This is a genomic window from Leptospira chreensis, assembly GCF_016919165.1.
Taxonomy (GTDB): domain Bacteria; phylum Spirochaetota; class Leptospiria; order Leptospirales; family Leptospiraceae; genus Leptospira_A; species Leptospira_A chreensis.
Genome location: NZ_JAFFPS010000008.1, coordinates 75,091 through 93,324 on the forward strand (window position 1 = coordinate 75,091; position 18,234 = coordinate 93,324).

Annotated in this window: 22 protein-coding genes; 10 read left to right on the forward strand and 12 right to left on the reverse strand. The window is 41.1% G+C overall.

What is annotated here, in order from left to right; genetic code table 11:
* Window positions 1–5: 5 nt before the first annotated feature.
* Genes sufC through gshAB form a run of 9 tightly spaced genes read left to right on the forward strand, consistent with a single transcriptional unit; the run spans window position 6 to window position 8,559 of the window.
* Window positions 6–758 carry a Fe-S cluster assembly ATPase SufC gene (sufC, locus tag JWG41_RS02125; protein WP_205268313.1) on the forward strand — a complete coding sequence of 251 codons (753 nt, stop codon included), beginning with the start codon at window positions 6–8 and terminating at the stop codon, window positions 756–758.
* Window positions 755–1,912 carry a SufD family Fe-S cluster assembly protein gene (locus JWG41_RS02130; RefSeq protein WP_205268314.1) on the forward strand — a complete coding sequence of 386 codons (1,158 nt, stop codon included), beginning with the start codon at window positions 755–757 and terminating at the stop codon, window positions 1,910–1,912. The genes sufC and JWG41_RS02130 overlap by 4 nt, the downstream gene beginning before the upstream one ends.
* Window positions 1,912–2,226: a Rieske (2Fe-2S) protein gene (locus JWG41_RS02135; RefSeq protein ID WP_205268315.1), complete on the forward strand. Its 315-nt coding sequence runs from the start codon at window positions 1,912–1,914 to the stop codon at window positions 2,224–2,226. Before JWG41_RS02130 ends, JWG41_RS02135 begins: the two co-directional genes overlap by 1 nt.
* Complete coding sequence (locus JWG41_RS02140; RefSeq protein WP_205268316.1) at window positions 2,223–3,467, forward strand: cysteine desulfurase; 1,245 nt, start codon at window positions 2,223–2,225, stop codon at window positions 3,465–3,467. Before JWG41_RS02135 ends, JWG41_RS02140 begins: the two co-directional genes overlap by 4 nt.
* Window positions 3,451–3,873, forward strand: coding sequence for an iron-sulfur cluster assembly scaffold protein (locus tag JWG41_RS02145; RefSeq protein WP_205268317.1), 423 nt, complete (start codon window positions 3,451–3,453; stop codon window positions 3,871–3,873). The genes JWG41_RS02140 and JWG41_RS02145 overlap by 17 nt, the downstream gene beginning before the upstream one ends.
* Entirely contained in the window at window positions 3,870–4,193 is a 324-nt protein-coding gene (locus tag JWG41_RS02150; RefSeq protein WP_015679894.1) for a metal-sulfur cluster assembly factor, read from the forward strand. The genes JWG41_RS02145 and JWG41_RS02150 overlap by 4 nt, the downstream gene beginning before the upstream one ends.
* Window positions 4,190–5,950 carry a gamma-glutamyltransferase gene (gene ggt / locus JWG41_RS02155; RefSeq protein ID WP_205268318.1) on the forward strand — a complete coding sequence of 587 codons (1,761 nt, stop codon included), beginning with the start codon at window positions 4,190–4,192 and terminating at the stop codon, window positions 5,948–5,950. The genes JWG41_RS02150 and ggt overlap by 4 nt, the downstream gene beginning before the upstream one ends.
* Before the next feature lie 3 nt (window positions 5,951–5,953).
* Window positions 5,954–7,546: a glutamate--cysteine ligase gene (gene gshA, locus JWG41_RS02160; protein WP_205268319.1), complete on the forward strand. Its 1,593-nt coding sequence runs from the start codon at window positions 5,954–5,956 to the stop codon at window positions 7,544–7,546.
* A gap of 5 nt (window positions 7,547–7,551) precedes the next feature.
* Window positions 7,552–8,559, forward strand: coding sequence for a bifunctional glutamate--cysteine ligase GshA/glutathione synthetase GshB (gene gshAB / locus JWG41_RS02165; protein WP_205268320.1), 1,008 nt, complete (start codon window positions 7,552–7,554; stop codon window positions 8,557–8,559).
* A gap of 139 nt (window positions 8,560–8,698) precedes the next feature.
* On the opposite strand, the gene JWG41_RS02170 is transcribed toward gshAB, so the two are convergent.
* From JWG41_RS02170 to JWG41_RS02220, 11 genes are all read right to left on the reverse strand, one after another.
* Complete coding sequence (locus tag JWG41_RS02170) at window positions 8,699–8,941, reverse strand: glutathione S-transferase N-terminal domain-containing protein (protein WP_205268321.1); 243 nt, start codon at window positions 8,939–8,941, stop codon at window positions 8,699–8,701.
* A 6-nt stretch (window positions 8,942–8,947) separates the two neighbouring features.
* Window positions 8,948–9,256, reverse strand: a complete 309-nt coding sequence (grxD, locus tag JWG41_RS02175) for a Grx4 family monothiol glutaredoxin (protein WP_205268322.1) — start codon at window positions 9,254–9,256, stop codon at window positions 8,948–8,950.
* A gap of 2 nt (window positions 9,257–9,258) precedes the next feature.
* On the reverse strand, window positions 9,259–9,483 hold the full coding sequence (locus tag JWG41_RS02180) for a BolA/IbaG family iron-sulfur metabolism protein (RefSeq protein ID WP_205268323.1): 225 nt from the start codon (window positions 9,481–9,483) through the stop codon (window positions 9,259–9,261).
* Between the two features lies 1 nt (window position 9,484).
* A complete protein-coding gene (locus tag JWG41_RS02185; protein WP_205268324.1) occupies window positions 9,485–10,156 on the reverse strand; it encodes a glutathione S-transferase family protein in 672 nt (223 codons plus the stop codon).
* 16 nt (window positions 10,157–10,172) lie between these two features.
* Window positions 10,173–10,454 (reverse strand): BolA family protein, encoded by a 282-nt coding sequence (locus JWG41_RS02190; RefSeq protein WP_205268325.1) that lies wholly within the window; start codon window positions 10,452–10,454, stop codon window positions 10,173–10,175.
* Complete coding sequence (locus tag JWG41_RS02195) at window positions 10,438–11,208, reverse strand: ABC transporter permease (RefSeq protein ID WP_205268326.1); 771 nt, start codon at window positions 11,206–11,208, stop codon at window positions 10,438–10,440. The genes JWG41_RS02190 and JWG41_RS02195 overlap by 17 nt, the downstream gene beginning before the upstream one ends.
* Before the next feature lie 2 nt (window positions 11,209–11,210).
* Window positions 11,211–12,128 (reverse strand): ABC transporter ATP-binding protein, encoded by a 918-nt coding sequence (locus JWG41_RS02200; protein WP_205268327.1) that lies wholly within the window; start codon window positions 12,126–12,128, stop codon window positions 11,211–11,213.
* Window positions 12,129–13,160 (reverse strand): oxygen-dependent tRNA uridine(34) hydroxylase TrhO, encoded by a 1,032-nt coding sequence (trhO, locus tag JWG41_RS02205; RefSeq protein ID WP_205268328.1) that lies wholly within the window; start codon window positions 13,158–13,160, stop codon window positions 12,129–12,131.
* Window positions 13,157–14,542, reverse strand: coding sequence for a dihydrolipoyl dehydrogenase (locus tag JWG41_RS02210; protein ID WP_205268329.1), 1,386 nt, complete (start codon window positions 14,540–14,542; stop codon window positions 13,157–13,159). Before JWG41_RS02210 ends, trhO begins: the two co-directional genes overlap by 4 nt.
* 93 nt (window positions 14,543–14,635) lie before the next feature.
* Window positions 14,636–15,427 carry an SDR family NAD(P)-dependent oxidoreductase gene (locus tag JWG41_RS02215; RefSeq protein WP_205268330.1) on the reverse strand — a complete coding sequence of 264 codons (792 nt, stop codon included), beginning with the start codon at window positions 15,425–15,427 and terminating at the stop codon, window positions 14,636–14,638.
* A complete protein-coding gene (locus JWG41_RS02220) occupies window positions 15,424–16,437 on the reverse strand; it encodes a zinc-binding alcohol dehydrogenase family protein (RefSeq protein WP_232373621.1) in 1,014 nt (337 codons plus the stop codon). The genes JWG41_RS02215 and JWG41_RS02220 overlap by 4 nt, the downstream gene beginning before the upstream one ends.
* 134 nt (window positions 16,438–16,571) lie before the next feature.
* Here JWG41_RS02220 and JWG41_RS02225 point away from each other — a divergent pair, with 134 nt between their 5' ends.
* Window positions 16,572–17,474, forward strand: coding sequence for a LysR family transcriptional regulator (locus JWG41_RS02225; protein ID WP_205268331.1), 903 nt, complete (start codon window positions 16,572–16,574; stop codon window positions 17,472–17,474).
* On the opposite strand, the gene JWG41_RS02230 is transcribed toward JWG41_RS02225, so the two are convergent.
* Entirely contained in the window at window positions 17,464–18,228 is a 765-nt protein-coding gene (locus tag JWG41_RS02230; protein ID WP_205268332.1) for an endonuclease, read from the reverse strand. The two genes, JWG41_RS02225 and JWG41_RS02230, sit on opposite strands and share 11 nt — an antisense overlap.
* Window positions 18,229–18,234 lie beyond the last annotated feature (6 nt).

An 18,234-nucleotide genomic window follows, 5' to 3' on the forward strand; every position in this document is an offset into this window, starting at 1 on the left:
CCACCTTGTCCGCTATTCTCGAAATTAAATCTCTACACGCTAATGTAGGGGACAAAACGATCCTCCGAGGGGTCAATCTGACCATCGGGGCTGGTGAAGTTCACGCCATTATGGGCCCCAATGGATCGGGAAAGAGTACTCTTTCCAACGTAATTCTTGGCCATCCAAAATATACCATTACCTCGGGAGATATCCTCTTTCGAGGCGAATCCATTTTAAATAAATCCACAGATGAAAGGGCAAGACTCGGACTCTTTTTGTCCTTCCAGTATCCCACAGCACTTCCGGGAGTTACGATTGGAAACTTTCTAAAATCCATCCTCAAAGCACATAGAGGAAAGGATGTTCCGGTGAAAGAATTCAAAGCGGAACTAAAACAATCCATGGATCTTTTGGATGTTCCTCAGTCGTTTATTGGCCGTTATGTGAACGATGGGTTTTCTGGTGGTGAAAAAAAACGTGCTGAAATTTTACAAATGAGTTTATTAAAGCCGGTTCTTTCTATTTTGGATGAAACCGATTCTGGGCTTGATATTGATGCTTTACGAATTGTATCGGAAGGAATTAATTCCAATAGAAATCCAGAACGTTCGATTTTACTCATCACTCACTACCAACGGATGTTGAATTATATTGTTCCTGATTTTGTACACGTGTTTGCTGATGGTCGGATTCTAGAAACCGGTGGCAAAGACCTTTCCTTAAAATTAGAAGAAGTCGGTTATGACTGGATTTTGGAGAGAGAAGGAGTCAAATGAATTCTTCACTCACACGCAATCGTTTTGTTCTCTCAAAAGAACGAACCGAAGTGTTTCGTAAATCTCTGCTCGAAGTTTGGAATGAACTAACAATCCCGGCTGACACAAATGAGGCTTGGAGAAAATTTCCCATTGGATCTGTGGATTGGAAAGAATTACAGTTTGATCCCAAATCCATTTCTACGGAAACTAAAGGGGAATGGGAAAGCGAACACTCGTTACCAGAAGAAACCATAAACGGAATCCTCGCTGATATCGTAAAGTTTACTCCTAAAGATTATTTTGCTATTTTAAGTTTGATTGCGGCACCTTATATCGAATTTTTTCTCTTAGAAGAAGGAGAAAGTGAGTTTGATTTTGAAGAGTTGGGTGATGAACCTAAATTTTCAGTTCGTATCTTCTATTTGAAATCGGGACGAACTGCGAAAACCCAAGTGAGAATGGAAAGTATCCATGAAACAGAAGTGCTTCATATGTCGTCATCACTTGACTTTTATATTGCAGAAGATTCTTCCTACTTAGAAATTTTGGACAAGGAAACCAGCGATTTAGATTTATACCGGTTTCGCAATGTTTGTATTCTTTCTCGTTCCGATTCCCATGTGAAATACCATCTTTATCCAATAGGTGGGTTTCGTTCTAAACTGTTTTTACATGCCCACTTGCTTGGTAAAGGTGCTGATGTCATTGTGGATGGTGTTTCGGCCCTTGGCGGACGAAATCTAAAAGATTTGGATATGGGAATGTACCACCATGCGGACCATACCACAAGTAAAATCACTTATAAAGCCATAGTTACAGATAAGTCTCATCATATCTTTACAGGGAATTTGATTATCCCACCAAACTTAAAAAAGGTGACTGCCCACCAAGAATCTTTCAATCTTTCTTTGAATAAAAAAGCTAGAGCGGAAGCCAATCCAAAATTGGAAGTTCTGGCGGAAGATGTATCTTGCACCCATGGCGCCACTGTGGGTGATATTGATGAAGAACAGTATTTTTACCTTCTCTCTCGCGGCCTAACGCCTGCAGAATCCAAGTCCTTACTTGTGACTGCATTTTATGGAGAGACCATCCACTCCATTGGATTTTCGGAAGAAGTGAAATTGTCTTTGGAATCTAGAATCAAAGAGATTCTTGTGGGAGGCAAGTAGTGGCCTTTAAAAAATTGATCTCCGTTTCAGAAGTAGCAGAAGGTAGTCTTGTCGTTGTCAAAACTCGTAACTTCAATGTGGTTGTGACCCGCGTCGAAGGAGACTATTTTGCTTTCGAAGATTCTTGTACCCATGATGGGGAAGAAATCTCTTGCGGAAAATTAGAAGGTTCTGTCATTACTTGTCCTAGACATTTTGCAAAATTTGATATTCGTAGTGGAAAGGTTTTGGCCTTACCGGCAACCGAACCACTTGTGATCTTTCCCGTTCGTGTGGTTGGGGAAGATTTGGAAGTGGATTTGGAGGCGGTATGAGTTTAGATCCTTACCAAATTCGAAAGGACTTCCCGATATTATCTCGGATTTTGCCAAATGGAAAGCCACTTGTGTACTTAGACAATGGTGCCTCCTCTCAAAAACCGCAGTCTGTGATTGATGCCACTAGCGAATATTATGCGAACGACAACGCCAATATTCACAGGGGAGTGTATTACCTTTCTCAACATGCAACAGAGATGTTTGAACGTACAAGAATCAAAACCTCTCATTTTTTTCAGGCACAATGTGCCAAAGCCATTATCTTTACTCGTGGAACTACAGATGCCATCAACTTAGTGGCTCAAGCCTGGGGTAGAACCAATATCAGTGAAGGGGATGAAATTGTTTTATCAGTTCAGGAACACCATTCCAATTTGGTGCCTTGGCAGATGTTGGCCTTAGAAAAAAAAGCCTTCTTAAAATTCATTCCGATCAAAGCGGACACCACTTACGATTTATCGAACTTAAATGAAATCATTACCAAACGAACGAAACTGGTAGCGATTAGCCAAATGTCCAATGTGACAGGAACCATTCACGACCTAACAAAGATTATTGACCGAGTCCGCCAAGTAGGAGCAAAGATCTTAGTTGATGGAGCGCAAGCCGCTTGCCATATGCCGATCCATTTGGTAGATATGGATGTAGACTTTTATGCATTTTCCAGTCACAAGATGCTTGGACCCACAGGAGTGGGAGTTCTTTTTGGAAAGGAAGAAATTCTAGAAGCCATGCCTCCTTGGCTTGGTGGTGGGGATATGATTGAATCAGTGGAATTAGAAAGTTCTACTTATGCGGCCCTTCCTGCCAAACTCGAAGCCGGTACTCCCAACATTGCTGGAGTCATTGGATTTAGTCATGCTTTGGATTATTTACAAAAAGTCGGGATGAAAAATATCAAAGAACACGAACGTATGTTAGTTGAATATGCGTTGGAACGATTGAATCGAATTGGTGGTCTTCAGATTTATGGAACGGAGGATTTGGACAAAAGGGGTGGGGTGGTATCATTCACTATGGACGGAATCCATCCTCATGATGTCGGCTCTATTTTAGATGAAGAAGGTGTCGCAATTCGAGTGGGTCACCACTGTTGCCAACCACTGATGAAACAATTGTCGATTCCGGGAACTTGTCGTGCTTCGTTTTATCTCTACAATACAAAAGAAGATATCGATGCACTCGTCCATTCCATTGATAAAGTAAAATCAATATTCGGTCGTGTCGCAAGAAAGTAACTTTGAAGATTTCCTTCGTTGGAAATCCTTTGCGGTTTGGGAAAAACCATCGGTAGACCACAAAGTAGTGAAGGGTTTAAATCCTCTTTGTGGTGATGAAATTCTTATCTACTATCATATCGATAAAAACCAATCCTTGGAAATTTTAGGACTCGGTGGTGAGTCCTGTTCTATTTGTTCTGCCGCCGCAGGACTTCTTTTTCGAAATAAAACCGCACTGCAGTGGAAAAACTATCAGTCTTATCTGCAAGAGCGGAAAAATTTTTTGGATGGGGTGGATTCTGACTTGTTTCAAGATCCAGAAGAGATATCCTTTTTTAGAACTCTTCGAACACATCCTGGTCGTTATCGTTGTGGACTTTTGCCTTGGCAAACCTTAGTGAAATTGAGTGAGGAAATGAGATGATTCGTGATCCTGAAACAGAGAAAGAATGGGAAGTATTCCATAGTGTCCGTATGGTAGAGGATCCAGAAATTGGAATCTCACTGATCGAACTGGGTTTGATTTATGATATCAAAGTGGAAGGGGAAAAGGCGGACATCACCATGACCTACACTTCTCTTGCCTGCCCGGCCGGTCCACAAATGAAACAAGACATTGAAAACCATGCCCTTCGTGTGGATGGAATCAGTGAGGCTGTTGTGCATGTAGTATGGAATCCCAAATGGGAACCTCGCGCGATGGCCAGTGAAGAAGCCAAAATGCAAATGGGGATCTTCGATTGAAATTCAATTTCCGAACTAGTATTTTACTAGTTCTGTTATTTTCCTTTAACAGTTGTGAGTCGATTCCCTTCTTTCGAGATTCCTTTACCTCAAAGATCACGGAGTTTGGCTCCGTCCCTCAAATTGAAGGTGCCAAAAGCAAACGCGATCGTTATGAATTTTCTGGACGGGAAATCATCATCTCCTCCGACCATCCTCTTGCCTCCCAAGCCGGAATGGAAGTTTGGAAACAAGGGGGGAATGTGGTGGATGTATTTTCTGCGGCAAGTTTTGCCATCTCCGTCCTTCGACCTCATTCCACTAGTCTTTTCGGGGGTGGGTTTGCCGTAGTGTATTTGCCATCGAAGGGTAAGTGGGCTTATGACTTTCGGGAACGTTCTCCGAAAAAAGGAACCGCTTCTTTTTACGTAAATGAAGACGGATCTGTCATTCCTGATAAAACTTTAAAAGGTCCTTATAGTGCTGGGGTTCCAGGAACTGTACAAGGGATTTTACAAATCCAGAAACAACATGGAAAACTTCCGTTAAACGCAATCATAGCACCAGCACTTCGTTATGCGAGAAATGGATATTCCGTATATGGAGATCTCGCGACTGCCATATCCAAAACCTGGCCACAAATGAACCCGGCCATGCAGAAGGTATTTGGGATCGACAACCGGGCCATCAGAGAAGGGGAACTTCTCATCCAAGAGGATTTGGCAAAAACCTTAGAGCGTATCATTGAAAATCCAGAGAATGAATTTTTGGATGGGGAGACGGTTCGATTGGTTTCGGGATATTATTCTGAGTTTCAGGATTTTATCACAACAGAGGACTTTAAAACCTACCAAGTCAAAACCAGTGATCCCTTGGTCAGTTCTGTTTGGGGTCATACCATTTTCACCATGCCACCTCCGAGCTCTGGCGTACACCTTGTCACAATGATGAATTTGTATTCGGAAATGCAAAAACGAAATACTTTTCCGAAAGGGGATGTGGGTGAAATCATTCGCATTACGGAAGCTATGCGAGTTTCCTATCGGGATCGTGCGGAACTTGGTGGTGATCCACTTTTTACAACGGTTCCTGTAACCAAACTTTTGTCCCAAACTTATGCCAAAGAAGAAACGAATGAAATTGAAAAGAAGGTAGTCTCTGGAAGTTGGCCTGCGGTAAAGGAAGAAGAAAAGAAACCGGAATCCTATAATACCACTCATATTTCCATTTTAGATAAAGATGGAAATGCTGTTTCGACAACCCAGTCAGTCAATGGGATCTTTGGTGGGGCAGAGATGGTTCCAGGAACGGGACTTGTACTGAACAATACCATGGACGACTTTGCCGTGGCCCCCGGGGTTCCGAATCTTTACGGCCTTGTTGGATCGAAAGCCAATGCTATTGAACCTGGGAAAACTCCTCTTTCGAGTATGAGTCCGAGTATCCTTCTGGATGCTTTTGGGAAAACGAAAATGGTGATCGGGGCTCCCGGTGGTTCCCAAATCCCCACTTCCATTTTTAATACCCTCTATCGGTATTTGATCCAAAAACAGGACCTTTATGAAAGTGTCTCCTACCCAAGGATCCACCACCAATTCCGGCCCGATCGGATTTTTTTAGATCCTGAAATAAAAGAGAGTTATCCCCAGTCGGATTTACCATTTTATCAAGTCCAATATATTAGGCATCGTGCTAAAGTATTTGCCGTTACGAGAGAGGGCGACCGCTTGATCGGTGTGTCTGATCCCAAAGGGGAAGGAGTCCCTTTAGGTTTTTAAACCATGAAATCAAAGTTATTAACATCAACAAAAAAGAATTCTACACGTAATTTACTATCAGAAGAATATAGAGTTTGTTTACTCAGCGCCAAACATGGATTAGAACGAGAAAGTGTAAGGGTGGATGGGAAATCCCAAATTTCCACAAAACCCCATCCAAAAGCCTTGGGATCTAGTCTCACCCATCCATTGATTAAAACCGATTTTGCCGAAGCTCAAATTGAATATGCCACCAATATCCATAAGTCCATTCCGGATGCGCTAAAAGAACTCACTGAGTTACATGCGTTTACGGCGGGTCAGTTGGATTCGGAATATTTATGGCCCTTCAGCATGCCACCAGTTTTACCTGGGGACAATAAAATCGAAGTGGCCAATTACGGAACCTCGAGCGAAGGAAGAAAAAAAATCATCTATCGCAATGGACTCGGACATCGTTATGGAAAGAAGATGCAAACCATCTCAGGAGTACATTACAATATTTCCTTTGATACCTGTATGTTATCCATTGTTTCTGAAAAGAGGTTCAAAAAACCTTTAAGCCCTGCTACAAAATCACAGATTTATTTTGATACCATTCGTAATTTTTACCGGATCTCACCCGCGCTTTTGTATTTATTTGGATCTTCTAGTTTAACCGATGTTACCTTTACGGAACCAACAAAACAAATCCAGAAATTGGATTCGAAAACACTGAAGGCACCTTATGCCACGACCCTTCGTTTGTCTGGTATTGGTTATACTAGCAAAGTGCAAGGTAAGTATCCCATATCTGTAAATTCACTCGAAGAATATGCTTATGGAATGTGCCAAGTGGTTTCGAAACCCTATGCCACCTACAAACAGTATAATGGGAAATCGACGAACCAATTGAATGATCATATCTTACAATTGGAAAACGAATACTACTCTCTCGTTCGACCCAAACAAGTTCCGAAAGGTGAGGAACGAGTGGTGGATGCCCTTGTGGAACGAGGAGTGGAATATTTAGAAATTCGACTTTTGGATTTGGATCCATTCTCTGCGATTGGAGTCGAAGAAAACCGCCTATATTTTATCCATATGGTTCTACTCTATTGTATGTTGAACGAATCACCTAAATCTGATTTGGTGGAGATGGCAGATTGGAGAAAAAACCAAGAAGTCACCACTTGGTTTGGAAGAAAGGAAGATATAAAGATTAAATTTTTAGGGGAAGAGATGCCTCTTCGGGATATGATTCACCAACTCTTTGTGGAGATCCAACCCATAGCCGATCTATTAGATGAAAATGATGCGAGCGGGCCTTTTAGCAAAGCCTGGGAAGCCCAATGGGAAAAATGGGATGATCCGAGTCATTTGGGTTCTGAGATGTCTGAATTGGATTTAGAAATTCACAAATCTAGTTTCCGTGAATTTGGGCTCACTCTCGCCAAATCTCATAAGGAAGAATTACTCCAATACCCACTTCCACCAAACAAAATCAAATATTACGAAGACCTAAGTGTTCAGTCCATTTATGAACAACAAAAGATAGAAACTTTGGAAGGCAGTCATCTGAAAAAAAACCAAAAGCCAATCCAAATCAAACCCTTAAAACTTTGTAGCGGAACCTAATCGCAGTGCCAGAGACAAAAGCTTTACCTCTCGGATTTGAGGATTTAGAAATCTCTACGCAAATCATCATTCGCGATGCCTTGGCCCGGGGAATCGAAGTTGCGATGGTAGATCGGAAGGAAAACTTCCTTCGTCTAAAACAAGGTAATCATTTTGAATTTGTAAAAGAAGCAAGTAAAACCCGCCTAGATAGTCTTATGACTTACCTTGTGATGGAAAATAAAATTGCCTCCAAATTGGTGTTAGATGAAAAGGAAATCCGAGTTCCTATCGGAAGAAATTATTCTGCGTTAGAAGAGGCAATGGCTGATTATGAATTCTTTTTAGACAAAAAGAAAGTAATCAAACCAGTGACCACAAATTTTGGTCTTGGGATTGGAATCTCTGATCCTGGTGACAAAATCGAAAAATTTGAATCCTTTGTAAAAATTGCACTGGGACTTTCGAACTCCATCATCATTGAAGAGTTTATTGAAGGCCCTGAATATCGTTTTTTGGTATTAGGTGACGAAGTGATCGCCGTTTGTAATCGGGTGCCAGCCAATGTGGTGGGTGATGGAAAAAGTTCCATTAGGCAACTGATTCAAAAAAAGAATGACGACCCGAGACGCGGGGAAGGTCATAAAACGGCCCTTGAAAAAATTCAAATGTCCGAGGTGGAAGCTGCCATTCTCAAAGATCAGGGACTGAATTTTGAATCAATCCCAACGTCCGGAAAACAGATTTTCCTGAGAAAGAATTCGAATATTTCTACGGGAGGGGATTCACTTGATGTTACCGATCTCGTGCATCCGGAATTCAAATCCATCGCGCTTTCTGCGGCAAAAGCAGCAGGTGCTGTCATTTGCGGAATTGATATCATATCATCCCAAATCGAATCGAAACCAGACCCAAAAACTTATGCCATTTTAGAAATTAACTTTAATCCAGTCTTATACATCCATGAATTTCCATATTCCGGCAAACCAAGGTTTGTGGGTGATAAAATTTTGGATTTACTCGGGTTTGATTGATCGTTGGACTTACCGACGGAATGTCTTAAAGATTTTAAAATTTAAAAATTAGAGATATTTTTTGATTCAAGGACTGAAAGCTAAATCGAAAAAGAAAGTCTGCGATTTCCGAGACTCAGGTCGGCAATCGAATAGGAATTTAAGAATATTTAGATCTTAGGTAGGCGATAATGTCTGCTGATTCATACATATGAACCGATCCATCCACAAGAAATGGGACTTGGGATTGTCCTCCAAGTCGAACCACTTCGGCCCGACCGGGAGTCCCTTGAAAAGCCTCTACGTATTCTATGTCTTTCCCTGCGACAAGGCCTAGAGATTCCGCAGCGCGAATCACTCGTTGGCAGTAGGGGCACGTATCATATTGGTAGAGGCGAACCATTGATTATTAACCTGCTTTTTTAGTCAATTCACCCGACTGGGCCATTTGGATGGTGATGTCATGACCACCGACAAATTCACCCTTAACGTAAAGTTGGGGAATGGTGGGCCAGTTGGTGTATTCTTTGATTCCTTCTCGTATTTTCATATCTGAAAGAACATTAAAGGACCCAAAAGGAATTCCTAGTTGTTTGAGTGTGGTCACAACACCTGCAGAGAATCCGCATTGTGGCATTTCCGGCGTACCTTTCATAAATAAAAATACGTTTTCCGATTTGATTAAGGATTCGATTTTATCCTTTAACTCTTGTTCCATGGTTATTCACTCCTAGTTTCCAATGCCAAAGCATGGATTTCTTCTTTTAATTCATCTTTCAAAGTGGCATACACCATTCGGTGTTGCTCAATGAGACCTTTGCCTGAAAATCCGGAAAAGGTCACCACGGCTTTGATATGTACTCCGTCCCGATAGGGATCTAAAATTTCCACTTTGGAGCCAGGAAGGCCCTCTTCAATTTTCTTTTGGATCTCAGGGATTGTCATCCTATAGTATTCCTCCCATCCAGGAATGGTGGGCTTTGATAAATTCAATATATTCTTTAGGCACTTCCGGTAAAACAGAATTCTTTACCGAAGGCAGTGAAAGTAGAGTTTCACTCCATTTTTGAATCTTGGGAAAATCACCGAGTAGATAAAAATCAGAGTTATGGTCAGCCAAGAATTGTTGGCGCATAAAGAAAGGAGCAAAGGCGGTGTCGACTAAATGCATCTGAGAGCCTGCAAAATAGAGTTGGTTTCCGGAAGGAGTGGGAAGTGTGGCTTCCAAAATTTTGAATTTAGAAATTAGTTCTCCCCGTTTTTTATCGGAGTCGGCTTTTTCCTTGGCCATAGTCCAGCCGTATTGGTCGACAAGAAGGGCACTGGCAAATTCTGTCCAAGAGCGGTGTTTGGCTTTTTGGATGGGGTCACTCGGATGAAGGGCAGGTGCATTGGTTTCATCTAGATATTCATTGATGACAGCGGATTCAAAAATAACATCGTCTCCTACTTGTAAGACGGGAACCTTACCAAAGGGAGAGATTTTTAAAAACCAATCTGGTTTGTTGGCAAGATCAACGTATTTGATATCATAATCGACCTTTTTCTCTAAAAGATTGATTACGGAGCGTTGGACAAAAGGGCAGAGTTTAAAACTAACAAGTACGGGTTTGGTCATAATATTTAGACGGTCTTTATGGGGCCGAAAGATCCATTTCCAAGGCATGGAGGCCTTTTTTGAATTCCGGGGCGAGTTCCGAGTAGACCGCTCGGTGGTTTTCCACTGTGGATTTACCGGCAAACTTTGCCGATACCATTTGCAACCGGAAGTGGGTTTCTTTCGAATCCTTAGTCATTCCCGGATGCCCCGCATGTTCTAAGGAGACATCCTTAAGGTTTAGAACCTTTGGTGCAAATTTCTCTGTTAGGACGGATTCCATCCTGGTTTGTCTCGTGGTTTTAGTTTCTGATTCCATAACCGATTTTCATTAACCTCACATTGATCAAAAATAAAATTACAGAAAGTAGGATGATAAATCCAAAGGAAAAAAATAAATTCACATCGGTAACTCCAATAAACCCGTAACGGAATAAATTTACCATATAAAGGATGGGATTGAAATAAGAAACTGTCTGCCAAAACCCAGGTAAATTTTTTACGGAATAAAATACTCCCCCCAGATAAGTGAGAGGGGTTAGGATGAAGGTCGGAATGATGGTGACGTCATCGAATTTTTTAGCGAATAGGGCGTTAAAAAAACCACCGAGAGAAAACAGAATCGCTGTCATGAAAACTGTGAAAAAAATCACTAAAGGGTTATGGAACCGAAGGTTCGTAAAAAATAGAGAAGTGAGAGTAACAAGGATTCCCACAAAAAGCCCACGAACCACACCGCCAAAGGTATAACCAATTACAATCGTATAAGGAGAAGTAGGCGAGACCAGTAACTCTTCAATATTTCTCTGGAACTTACTGGAGAAAAAAGAAGATACCACATTGTTGTAGGAATTGGTAATCACACTCATCATAATGAGGCCAGGGACAATGAATTCAATATAAGTGAATTCACCTACCTTCCCAATTTGGCGACCCACAAGTTCTCCAAAAATCAAAAAGTACAAAGCCATGGTAATGACTGGTGGGATGAGAGTTTGTACCCAAATGCGGATGATTCGAATCCATTCCCTTTTCACGATTGTTTGTAAGGCAGTAAAGTTACGTTTCCACATATTTAATTTTTCCCTGTAAGAGATAAAAAGAGTTCTTCCAAACGATTGGATTTGTTCCGAAGGCTTAAGACTTCTAAGCCAAGATTTGTGAGTTCCGTAAACAATTGGTTTATGGAATCATTTTTATCTAATTGCACTTCTAAACTATGATCATCGAGCCATACCCAAGTAAATTTTTTGGACTGGGGTTTTGTTTTGATCGATTTCTTTAAGTCGATGATAAAGGTTTCTTTATCCAAACGATGGAGTAATTTTTTCATCGAAGTGTTTTCTACGATTTCCCCTTTGTCAATGATTGCAATGTTCTTACAAAGAGATTCTGCTTCTTCTAGGTAATGGGTGGTAAGGATGATGGTTTTTCCGGCTTTGTTGAGTTCTTTTAAAAACTCCCACATAGACCTTCTGATTTCAATGTCTACGCCAGCGGTTGGTTCATCTAAAATCAAAAGTTTGGGGTCGTGAACGAGGGCTCTTGCAATCATAAGCCGACGTTTCATCCCACCACTAAGTTGGCCCGCCGCAGATTTTCTTTTGTCGATAAGGGATAGTTTTTCTAAATAGTATTCAACTTTGTCTTTTGCTTCGCGGTAAGGCATACCATAGAATCCTGCTTGGTTGATCAGGATTTGTTCTACAGCTTCAAAGATTCCAAAATTAAATTCTTGGGGAACAATTCCCAAAAAAGTTTTAGCAAGGTCTGGTTTTAAATCAATATCGGTTCCAAAGATTTTTGCCTTGCCTCCCGTTTTATTGATAAGGGAACTTAGGATTCCTATGGTAGTCGATTTTCCGGCACCGTTTGGGCCGAGGAGAGCAAAGAAGTCTCCTGATTCTACTTTTAAGTTGATGGAACGAAGGGCCTTGACCCCAGTTGAATAGGTTTTTTCCAAACCTTCCAATTCGATTGCATATTCTGGCATTTATTTCCCTACTAGTTTTCTTGTTAGGTGGTGTGTGGGATACTTTTTGTTTTCTCTATTTTCTTTGCGTAAGAGTTTTTGTTCCTCTTCTGGTAATAGAACTATGTTTTTACATTCTTCGGAACAACAATTGAGAAGATCCTTCGCGCACTCTTCACATTGCACAAGAAGAACATGGCATCCAAGATTGGCACAATTGGTATGGCGGTCACCGGGTTTCCCACAGACATAACAAACGGTGAGGACATCTTCTGTAATCCTTTCTCCAAGCCTGTCATCAAAAACAAAGTTTTTCCCTTTGAATTTGGAGGAGATTCCTGCATCCTGAATGGCTTTTGCATAATTGATGATTCCACCCTGGAGTTGGTGCACCTTGGAAAAACCTTTGTATTTTAAATAAGCACTGGCTTTTTCGCAGCGAATCCCACCGGTGCAGTAGAGTAGGATTTTTTTATCTTTATCGTCAGTTAACATATTTTCGACGATTGGCAATTCTTCTCGGAAAGTTCCGACATCGGGTAGGATGGCATTTTCAAAATGTCCCACTTCTGATTCGTAATTGTTGCGAAGGTCTACAACAATCACTCCTGGTTCTGCTAGGGCATCGTGGAATTCTAAAGGTGTTAGGTGGGTTCCTACATCAGAAGGATCGAACTTTGAGTCGTCCAAACCATCGGCCACGATTTTTTTGCGAACTTTGATGGCGAGTTTTATAAAACTTTCTTTTTTATCTTCCACAGCATCATTGAAATAAATTTTTGTCAGTTCGGGAATGGAATCCACTACGGATCGGAGAGCATCGTAGTTTTCAACAGGAATCGACACTTGCGCGTTGATCCCTTCTTTTGCTAAATAAATTCTCCCAAGGATAGAAAGATCTTCAAATACATCGTAGAGTTTGTCTCGGAAAGCGAGTGGGTCTTCAATTTTTACATAACGATAAAAGGATATGACCCTTCTTTCTCTTGGATCTTTGGAAACTTTTTTGAGTAAGGTATCCTTGTCATAACGATTGAATAAAAACTTTTTCATTTTTTTATCCTTTTCTTTTTCTCTTCTCTTACTTTACGAAATGCATTTCTAGTAATTTCCGAGATGGCAGGATGGATGTAGATCATTCCTAAATAGTCGTCTAACTTTGCTTTGAGATACATACCGAGAACAATTTGATGGAGTAGGTTTGCGGCTTCTTCCCCAATGATATGGGCACCTAAAACTTCCTCGGTTTCTTCGGAAACAAGGACTTTTACAAAACCAGAGTTAGACATCCTTGCCATACCCGTGGCACTAGAGGAATAGGGATTGACCCCTTTGTAATAAGGAATTTGTTTTTGGATGAGTTGCTCTTCTGTAAAACCGACACTCGCAATTTGTGGATGGGTGAATACCGCTTCCGGCATGGGTGGGTATTGGATGGGACCTTTCGCATCCGAGCCATACAAATGTTCGAAAAGATATTCCCCTTCGAAGTTGGCACTATGTCGAAAAAAATACCTTCCAATCACATCCCCAAAAGCATAAATCCCTGGCTCTGTGGTTTCCAAAGTATCATTAACAACAATGTATCCGGCATCATTTGTTTGGATCTTTGTATTTTCTAATCCTAAGTCATCAGTATTCGGACGGATTCCAGTGGCCACAAGCAATCGTTCTGCTGTATGCACTGTTGTTTTTCCTTCTTTGGAAAGACCTGTGACAGTAAACTTTCCATTTTCAAATTGGACTTTTTGAATTTGGTAATGGGATTCAATAGGGAAAGGTAGGTGGCCTACGAGTTCCTTTTGGATATCACCATCAGCAGTTCGCAGAATGTCTGTTCGCGTGAGGCCTGTCACTTCGCAACCGTAAGCGCTGTATGCCGCACCAAGCTCCAAGGAGATAAACCCTGCACCAATGATGAGAAGTGATTTTGGGAATTGGTCTGGAGAAAGGGCTTCTCTGGATGTCCAAAAAGGAGTTCCTTTTAATCCAGGGATTTCTGGAATTTGTGGCCTAGTTCCAGTAACAACAAATATATGTTTGGCGGTATAGGTATCGGTTCCGTCAGTTAAAACACGTTCACTCACAAACCGAACTTGTTTGGAATAAAAATCAATATTGGGATTTTTATCATAAGCTCTGGGAATGGAATCAGAATCTTGTTTTACCGAAGCATTCACTCGTTGAAAGATTTGTTCCACATCGGCAACGGGTTTTTCTTTAAAATGGACGGGAAACTTTTCTGTGTCCGTCGACATCCGAATGAGTTCGGAAGGATAAATGATCATTTTAGAAGGGATACAACCTCGGTTGAGGCAAGTCCCACCAGGGCTTTCTTTTTCGAAGACAGCCACTCGTTTGCCGATTTGCGATGGTGGGGTGACGAGTTTTGTCCCGGCACCGGCACCAATGACAATGATGTCATATTCTTTCATAGCAATTCCAGAATCCAATTCCGTAGTTTTCTGTAAATGAAGCAAAATCTCTTTTGGCAAATTTAAAAAAAACTAGGAACCTCATTCTCTCCTTTAAATGGATTTATAAACCCCTCCGTCGGCACGAACCGAAGCACCATGGATCATCGATGCCAGTTCACTGGCCAAAAAGACAATCACATTGGCGATTTCTTCTGGTTTGGCAAACCTCTGGACAAGAGAACTCGGGCGGTTTTCCCTTATGAAATCTCTCGCCATATCTTCGTTGGATTTTCCTTGGGCTTTCGCCAAACTTTGGATGAACTCTTCCACTCCTTCCGAAAGTGTGGGCCCGGGAAGAACCGAATTCACCGTCACTCGCGATCCCTTGGCAATTTCGGCGCTCCCTCGAGAAATAGAAAGTTGTGCGGTTTTACTCATCCCATAATGCACCATCTCCGCTGGAATGTTCAGCGCAGATTCACTAGAGACAAAAATTATCCTACCAGAATCCCTTTCTAACATTCCCTTGAGATAATGCTGTGTGAGTTCAGCACCACTGAGGACATTGGTTTCGTACATCTTTTTCCAATCCTCTCTTGTGATTTCAAAAAAAGGTTTGGGTTCAAAATACCCGGCGTTATTGATAAGAACATCCACATTGGGAATTTCTTTGATAAGTTTCAGGATTCCTTCTTCGGTAGCAAGATCTGCTGAAGAACCACCTAACTTTGATTCCGGTAGTTTGGATTTGATTTCTTTGATTGCCATATGAACCGCATCATCCTTTCTACCATGAATGATGACTTCTGCTCCTTCTTCTGCAAACTTAAGTGCGGTTTGGAATCCGATTCCTTTGGTAGATCCTGTGACTAAAACTTTTTTATTTTTAAGACCTGTGTTCATTTTGTAAATCCTCCGAGTACAATTTTACCGATTGTTTTTCCTGATTCTAATAGTTCGTGTGCCTTCGTCAGTGTTTCTTCTGTCATCTCTCCTAAATCGATATGATTTGTGGGGCTAATTTTCCCTTCCTCCACCAAATTTCCCACTTCTTCTAACAATTGTTTTTGTTTGATTCGATCTTCTGTTTGGAACATTGACTTTGTAAACATAAACTCATTTAGATATCCATTACTTTTCGATTTTAATAAGTTCATATTGAGTGGGGAGTCTGTTTCCACAATAGAACAAATATTTCCAAAAGGTAGGAGGACTTTGCTTATATTTTCAAAATGATCTTTGGGATCGCTGAAAAGTAAAACTTCATTGACCCCATTGAATCTCAAATCTTGGACTTGTTCCAGAAAGTCTTTTTTCGGATGGATGGCATAGTCAGCACCAAGTTTTTTTACCCAAGTGATCGACTCCTCTCTAGAGGCAGTGGCAAACACAGTGGCATTTGTCATTTGTTTTAAGATTTGGATGGCGATACTTCCCACACCTCCTGCACCGGCTATGATTAGAATCTTTGTCTCTGTTTTTGGATCTAATTTAAGTTTTTCAAAAATGGCTTCGTAGGCTGTAATCGTTGTTAAGGGAAGAGAGGCCGCTTCTTTGAAACTTAGATTTTTTGGTTTTTTACCTACAATCAATTCATCCACTACTTGGAATTCAGAGTTGCTACCAGGGCGTTTGATATCTCCCGCATAGAATACTTCCTCTCCTAACTTAAGGGTAGATACTTTTTTACCTATTTCTGTGACCACACCACTCGCATCCCAGCCAAGAACTCGTGGGCCTGGGTTTTCTGAATAGATGGATTTTTTAACTTTATAATCGACTGGATTGACCGAGACCGCTTTGACACTCACTCGAACATCATGGTCACCAAGAGGTAGGGGTTCGGCATCTAATGTTTGTAATATGGTTTTCTTTTGTTTGGGATCAAAAATGGCCGCTATCGTCTTCATCATTTCCTCACTGTTTTTCCGGGCGGATCAATTGCCTATAAGACCCTGTCTGGAATTATTTCTTAATTTGTAAACAAAAAATAAACTATAATAAAGAAAGTTGACTGATTGGATACTATTGGGATACAGTTAGATATATGATCGAGAGTATCCGGGACATAGAAGACCTAAAAACCTTCGTATTGGTAGTACAAGAGCGTAGTTTTACGCAAGCTGCGGCCAAAATGGGGATAACGAAAGCTGCTGTTGCCAAAAGGATTTTGGGGCTGGAAAAGATTTGGAAGACCCAGCTTTTCTACCGCAATACCAGAAAGGTGGTTCCGACAAGGGATGCAGAGATGATCTTACAAAAGGTGGCTTCCGTTTTAGACAGTGTCAAGGATCTGGAAAATTCCTTCGCCAACAAAGATGTATTAGAGGGAACACTTCGCGTCACTTGTGTGAGTTCGATGTCTAGTAACTTTGTTTCTGATATGATCGAACGGTTCCAAGAACAAAATCCCAAAATCAAAATTCAGCTCATCGTAACCGATAGTCTTTTGGATCTTATGGAAGAATCGATTGATATAGGAATTCGTGTGGGAATGGAAGTTCCCATTAACCTTGAAGGAACTTATCTTTTCCAAAATCGAATCGTTGCTGTCGTGAGTCCCGAATATGGGAAAACAAACCCCAAGGTGCAGTCTCCAAAAGATTTAGAAACTCATAACCTTTTGTATTTAGATTTCCATAAAGAGGTGCGTTTTTCGGAAACAGAGATTCGCCTATCGGATGTTACCAGGAATCGAAACTTTCTATCGAATGATGCGGCAAGTTTAGTGCAAATGGGTTTAAAGGGAAAAGGGGTTCTGATCCGTTCTTTTTGGGACATTGAAGATCATATCCAATCGGGGAGACTCATTCCCATCCTAAAAGAATTTCCTTTGGAGAATTTTGGAAGTGTTTGGCTTGTGCATCCCATGAACCGAACCCCGTCCCGTCGAGTCATGGCACTACGCAATTTTATAGAATCGGAATGTAACCTTCGGTTCAATCAATAAAAGGATTTTTAACAGACTGGATTTTTTCTATGATTTCGTTTTTACGAATTTCAAAGGTATCGGGTGGGTCGAGTTTGTTCCAGGCTTCATAGAGTTTACGCCTTCCCGCAGGAATTGCGATTCCATACTTCCATTCCATATAGAAATACGTACGAGCAATGTCTCCGCGAATCTTTGGCTCCGGTTCTGCCGTTTGTTCTTTAAAGTTCACTTCAAAATCACAAAGTCCATAGTTTCTTTCTTCGCCTTCAATTTCTCCATAAGAAAAAATGCCGCGGTCTGCGTTGATCTCTCCGGGAACAGGAACGATATTGTGTAAATCGGCTTCCATTTGGTTGAATTCTGGATCTATGGCTTGGCAACATTTACGTCCGCGCACGTGCTTTCCATTCAGTTCGCATTCTTTTTTAGTCCAACATTCCCGGTCTTTTCCAAAACTATGCGCAGGAACAATATGTTCCCATTCAATCCATGTTTGGCGGTGATTATCTTTACGGCTACTAAGCCCACAAGATTCAAAATTAATTTTGAGTCGTCCAGGAACCTCTGTGTCTTCTGCAAAAGAACAACCGCAATAAAAATCCGTTCCCACTTTTTTATAAAATCGTTTTAAGATTCGTTTGGCTTTTTGGAAGTCAGTGACTCGGTTTTGTTTTTCATTGAGCGGAGATTTTTCTTCTGTTTGGGAATACACAAAAAAACTCACAAAACAAAATAGGAAAAGGAAAATGCTAAAAGTTCGTAAGTGTTTCAATGTTTT

Coding starts and splice junctions, on each gene's coding strand:
- JWG41_RS02140 (WP_205268316.1), top strand. CDS start 2,223: ATGAGTTTAGATCCTTACCAAATTCGAAAGGACTTCCCGATATTATCT.
- JWG41_RS02180 (WP_205268323.1), bottom strand. CDS start 9,483: ATGACAATCCCTGAGATCCAAAAGAAAATTGAAGAGGGCCTTCCTGGC.
- JWG41_RS02185 (WP_205268324.1), bottom strand. CDS start 10,156: ATGACCAAACCCGTACTTGTTAGTTTTAAACTCTGCCCTTTTGTCCAA.
- JWG41_RS02190 (WP_205268325.1), bottom strand. CDS start 10,454: ATGGAATCAGAAACTAAAACCACGAGACAAACCAGGATGGAATCCGTC.
- JWG41_RS02130 (WP_205268314.1), top strand. CDS start 755: ATGAATTCTTCACTCACACGCAATCGTTTTGTTCTCTCAAAAGAACGA.
- JWG41_RS02210 (WP_205268329.1), bottom strand. CDS start 14,542: ATGAAAGAATATGACATCATTGTCATTGGTGCCGGTGCCGGGACAAAA.
- trhO (WP_205268328.1), bottom strand. CDS start 13,160: ATGAAAAAGTTTTTATTCAATCGTTATGACAAGGATACCTTACTCAAA.
- JWG41_RS02150 (WP_015679894.1), top strand. CDS start 3,870: ATGATTCGTGATCCTGAAACAGAGAAAGAATGGGAAGTATTCCATAGT.
- grxD (WP_205268322.1), bottom strand. CDS start 9,256: ATGGAACAAGAGTTAAAGGATAAAATCGAATCCTTAATCAAATCGGAA.
- JWG41_RS02195 (WP_205268326.1), bottom strand. CDS start 11,208: ATGTGGAAACGTAACTTTACTGCCTTACAAACAATCGTGAAAAGGGAA.
- JWG41_RS02225 (WP_205268331.1), top strand. CDS start 16,572: ATGATCGAGAGTATCCGGGACATAGAAGACCTAAAAACCTTCGTATTG.
- JWG41_RS02220 (WP_232373621.1), bottom strand. CDS start 16,437: ATGATGAAGACGATAGCGGCCATTTTTGATCCCAAACAAAAGAAAACC.
- gshA (WP_205268319.1), top strand. CDS start 5,954: ATGAAATCAAAGTTATTAACATCAACAAAAAAGAATTCTACACGTAAT.
- JWG41_RS02200 (WP_205268327.1), bottom strand. CDS start 12,128: ATGCCAGAATATGCAATCGAATTGGAAGGTTTGGAAAAAACCTATTCA.
- JWG41_RS02170 (WP_205268321.1), bottom strand. CDS start 8,941: ATGGTTCGCCTCTACCAATATGATACGTGCCCCTACTGCCAACGAGTG.
- JWG41_RS02215 (WP_205268330.1), bottom strand. CDS start 15,427: ATGAACACAGGTCTTAAAAATAAAAAAGTTTTAGTCACAGGATCTACC.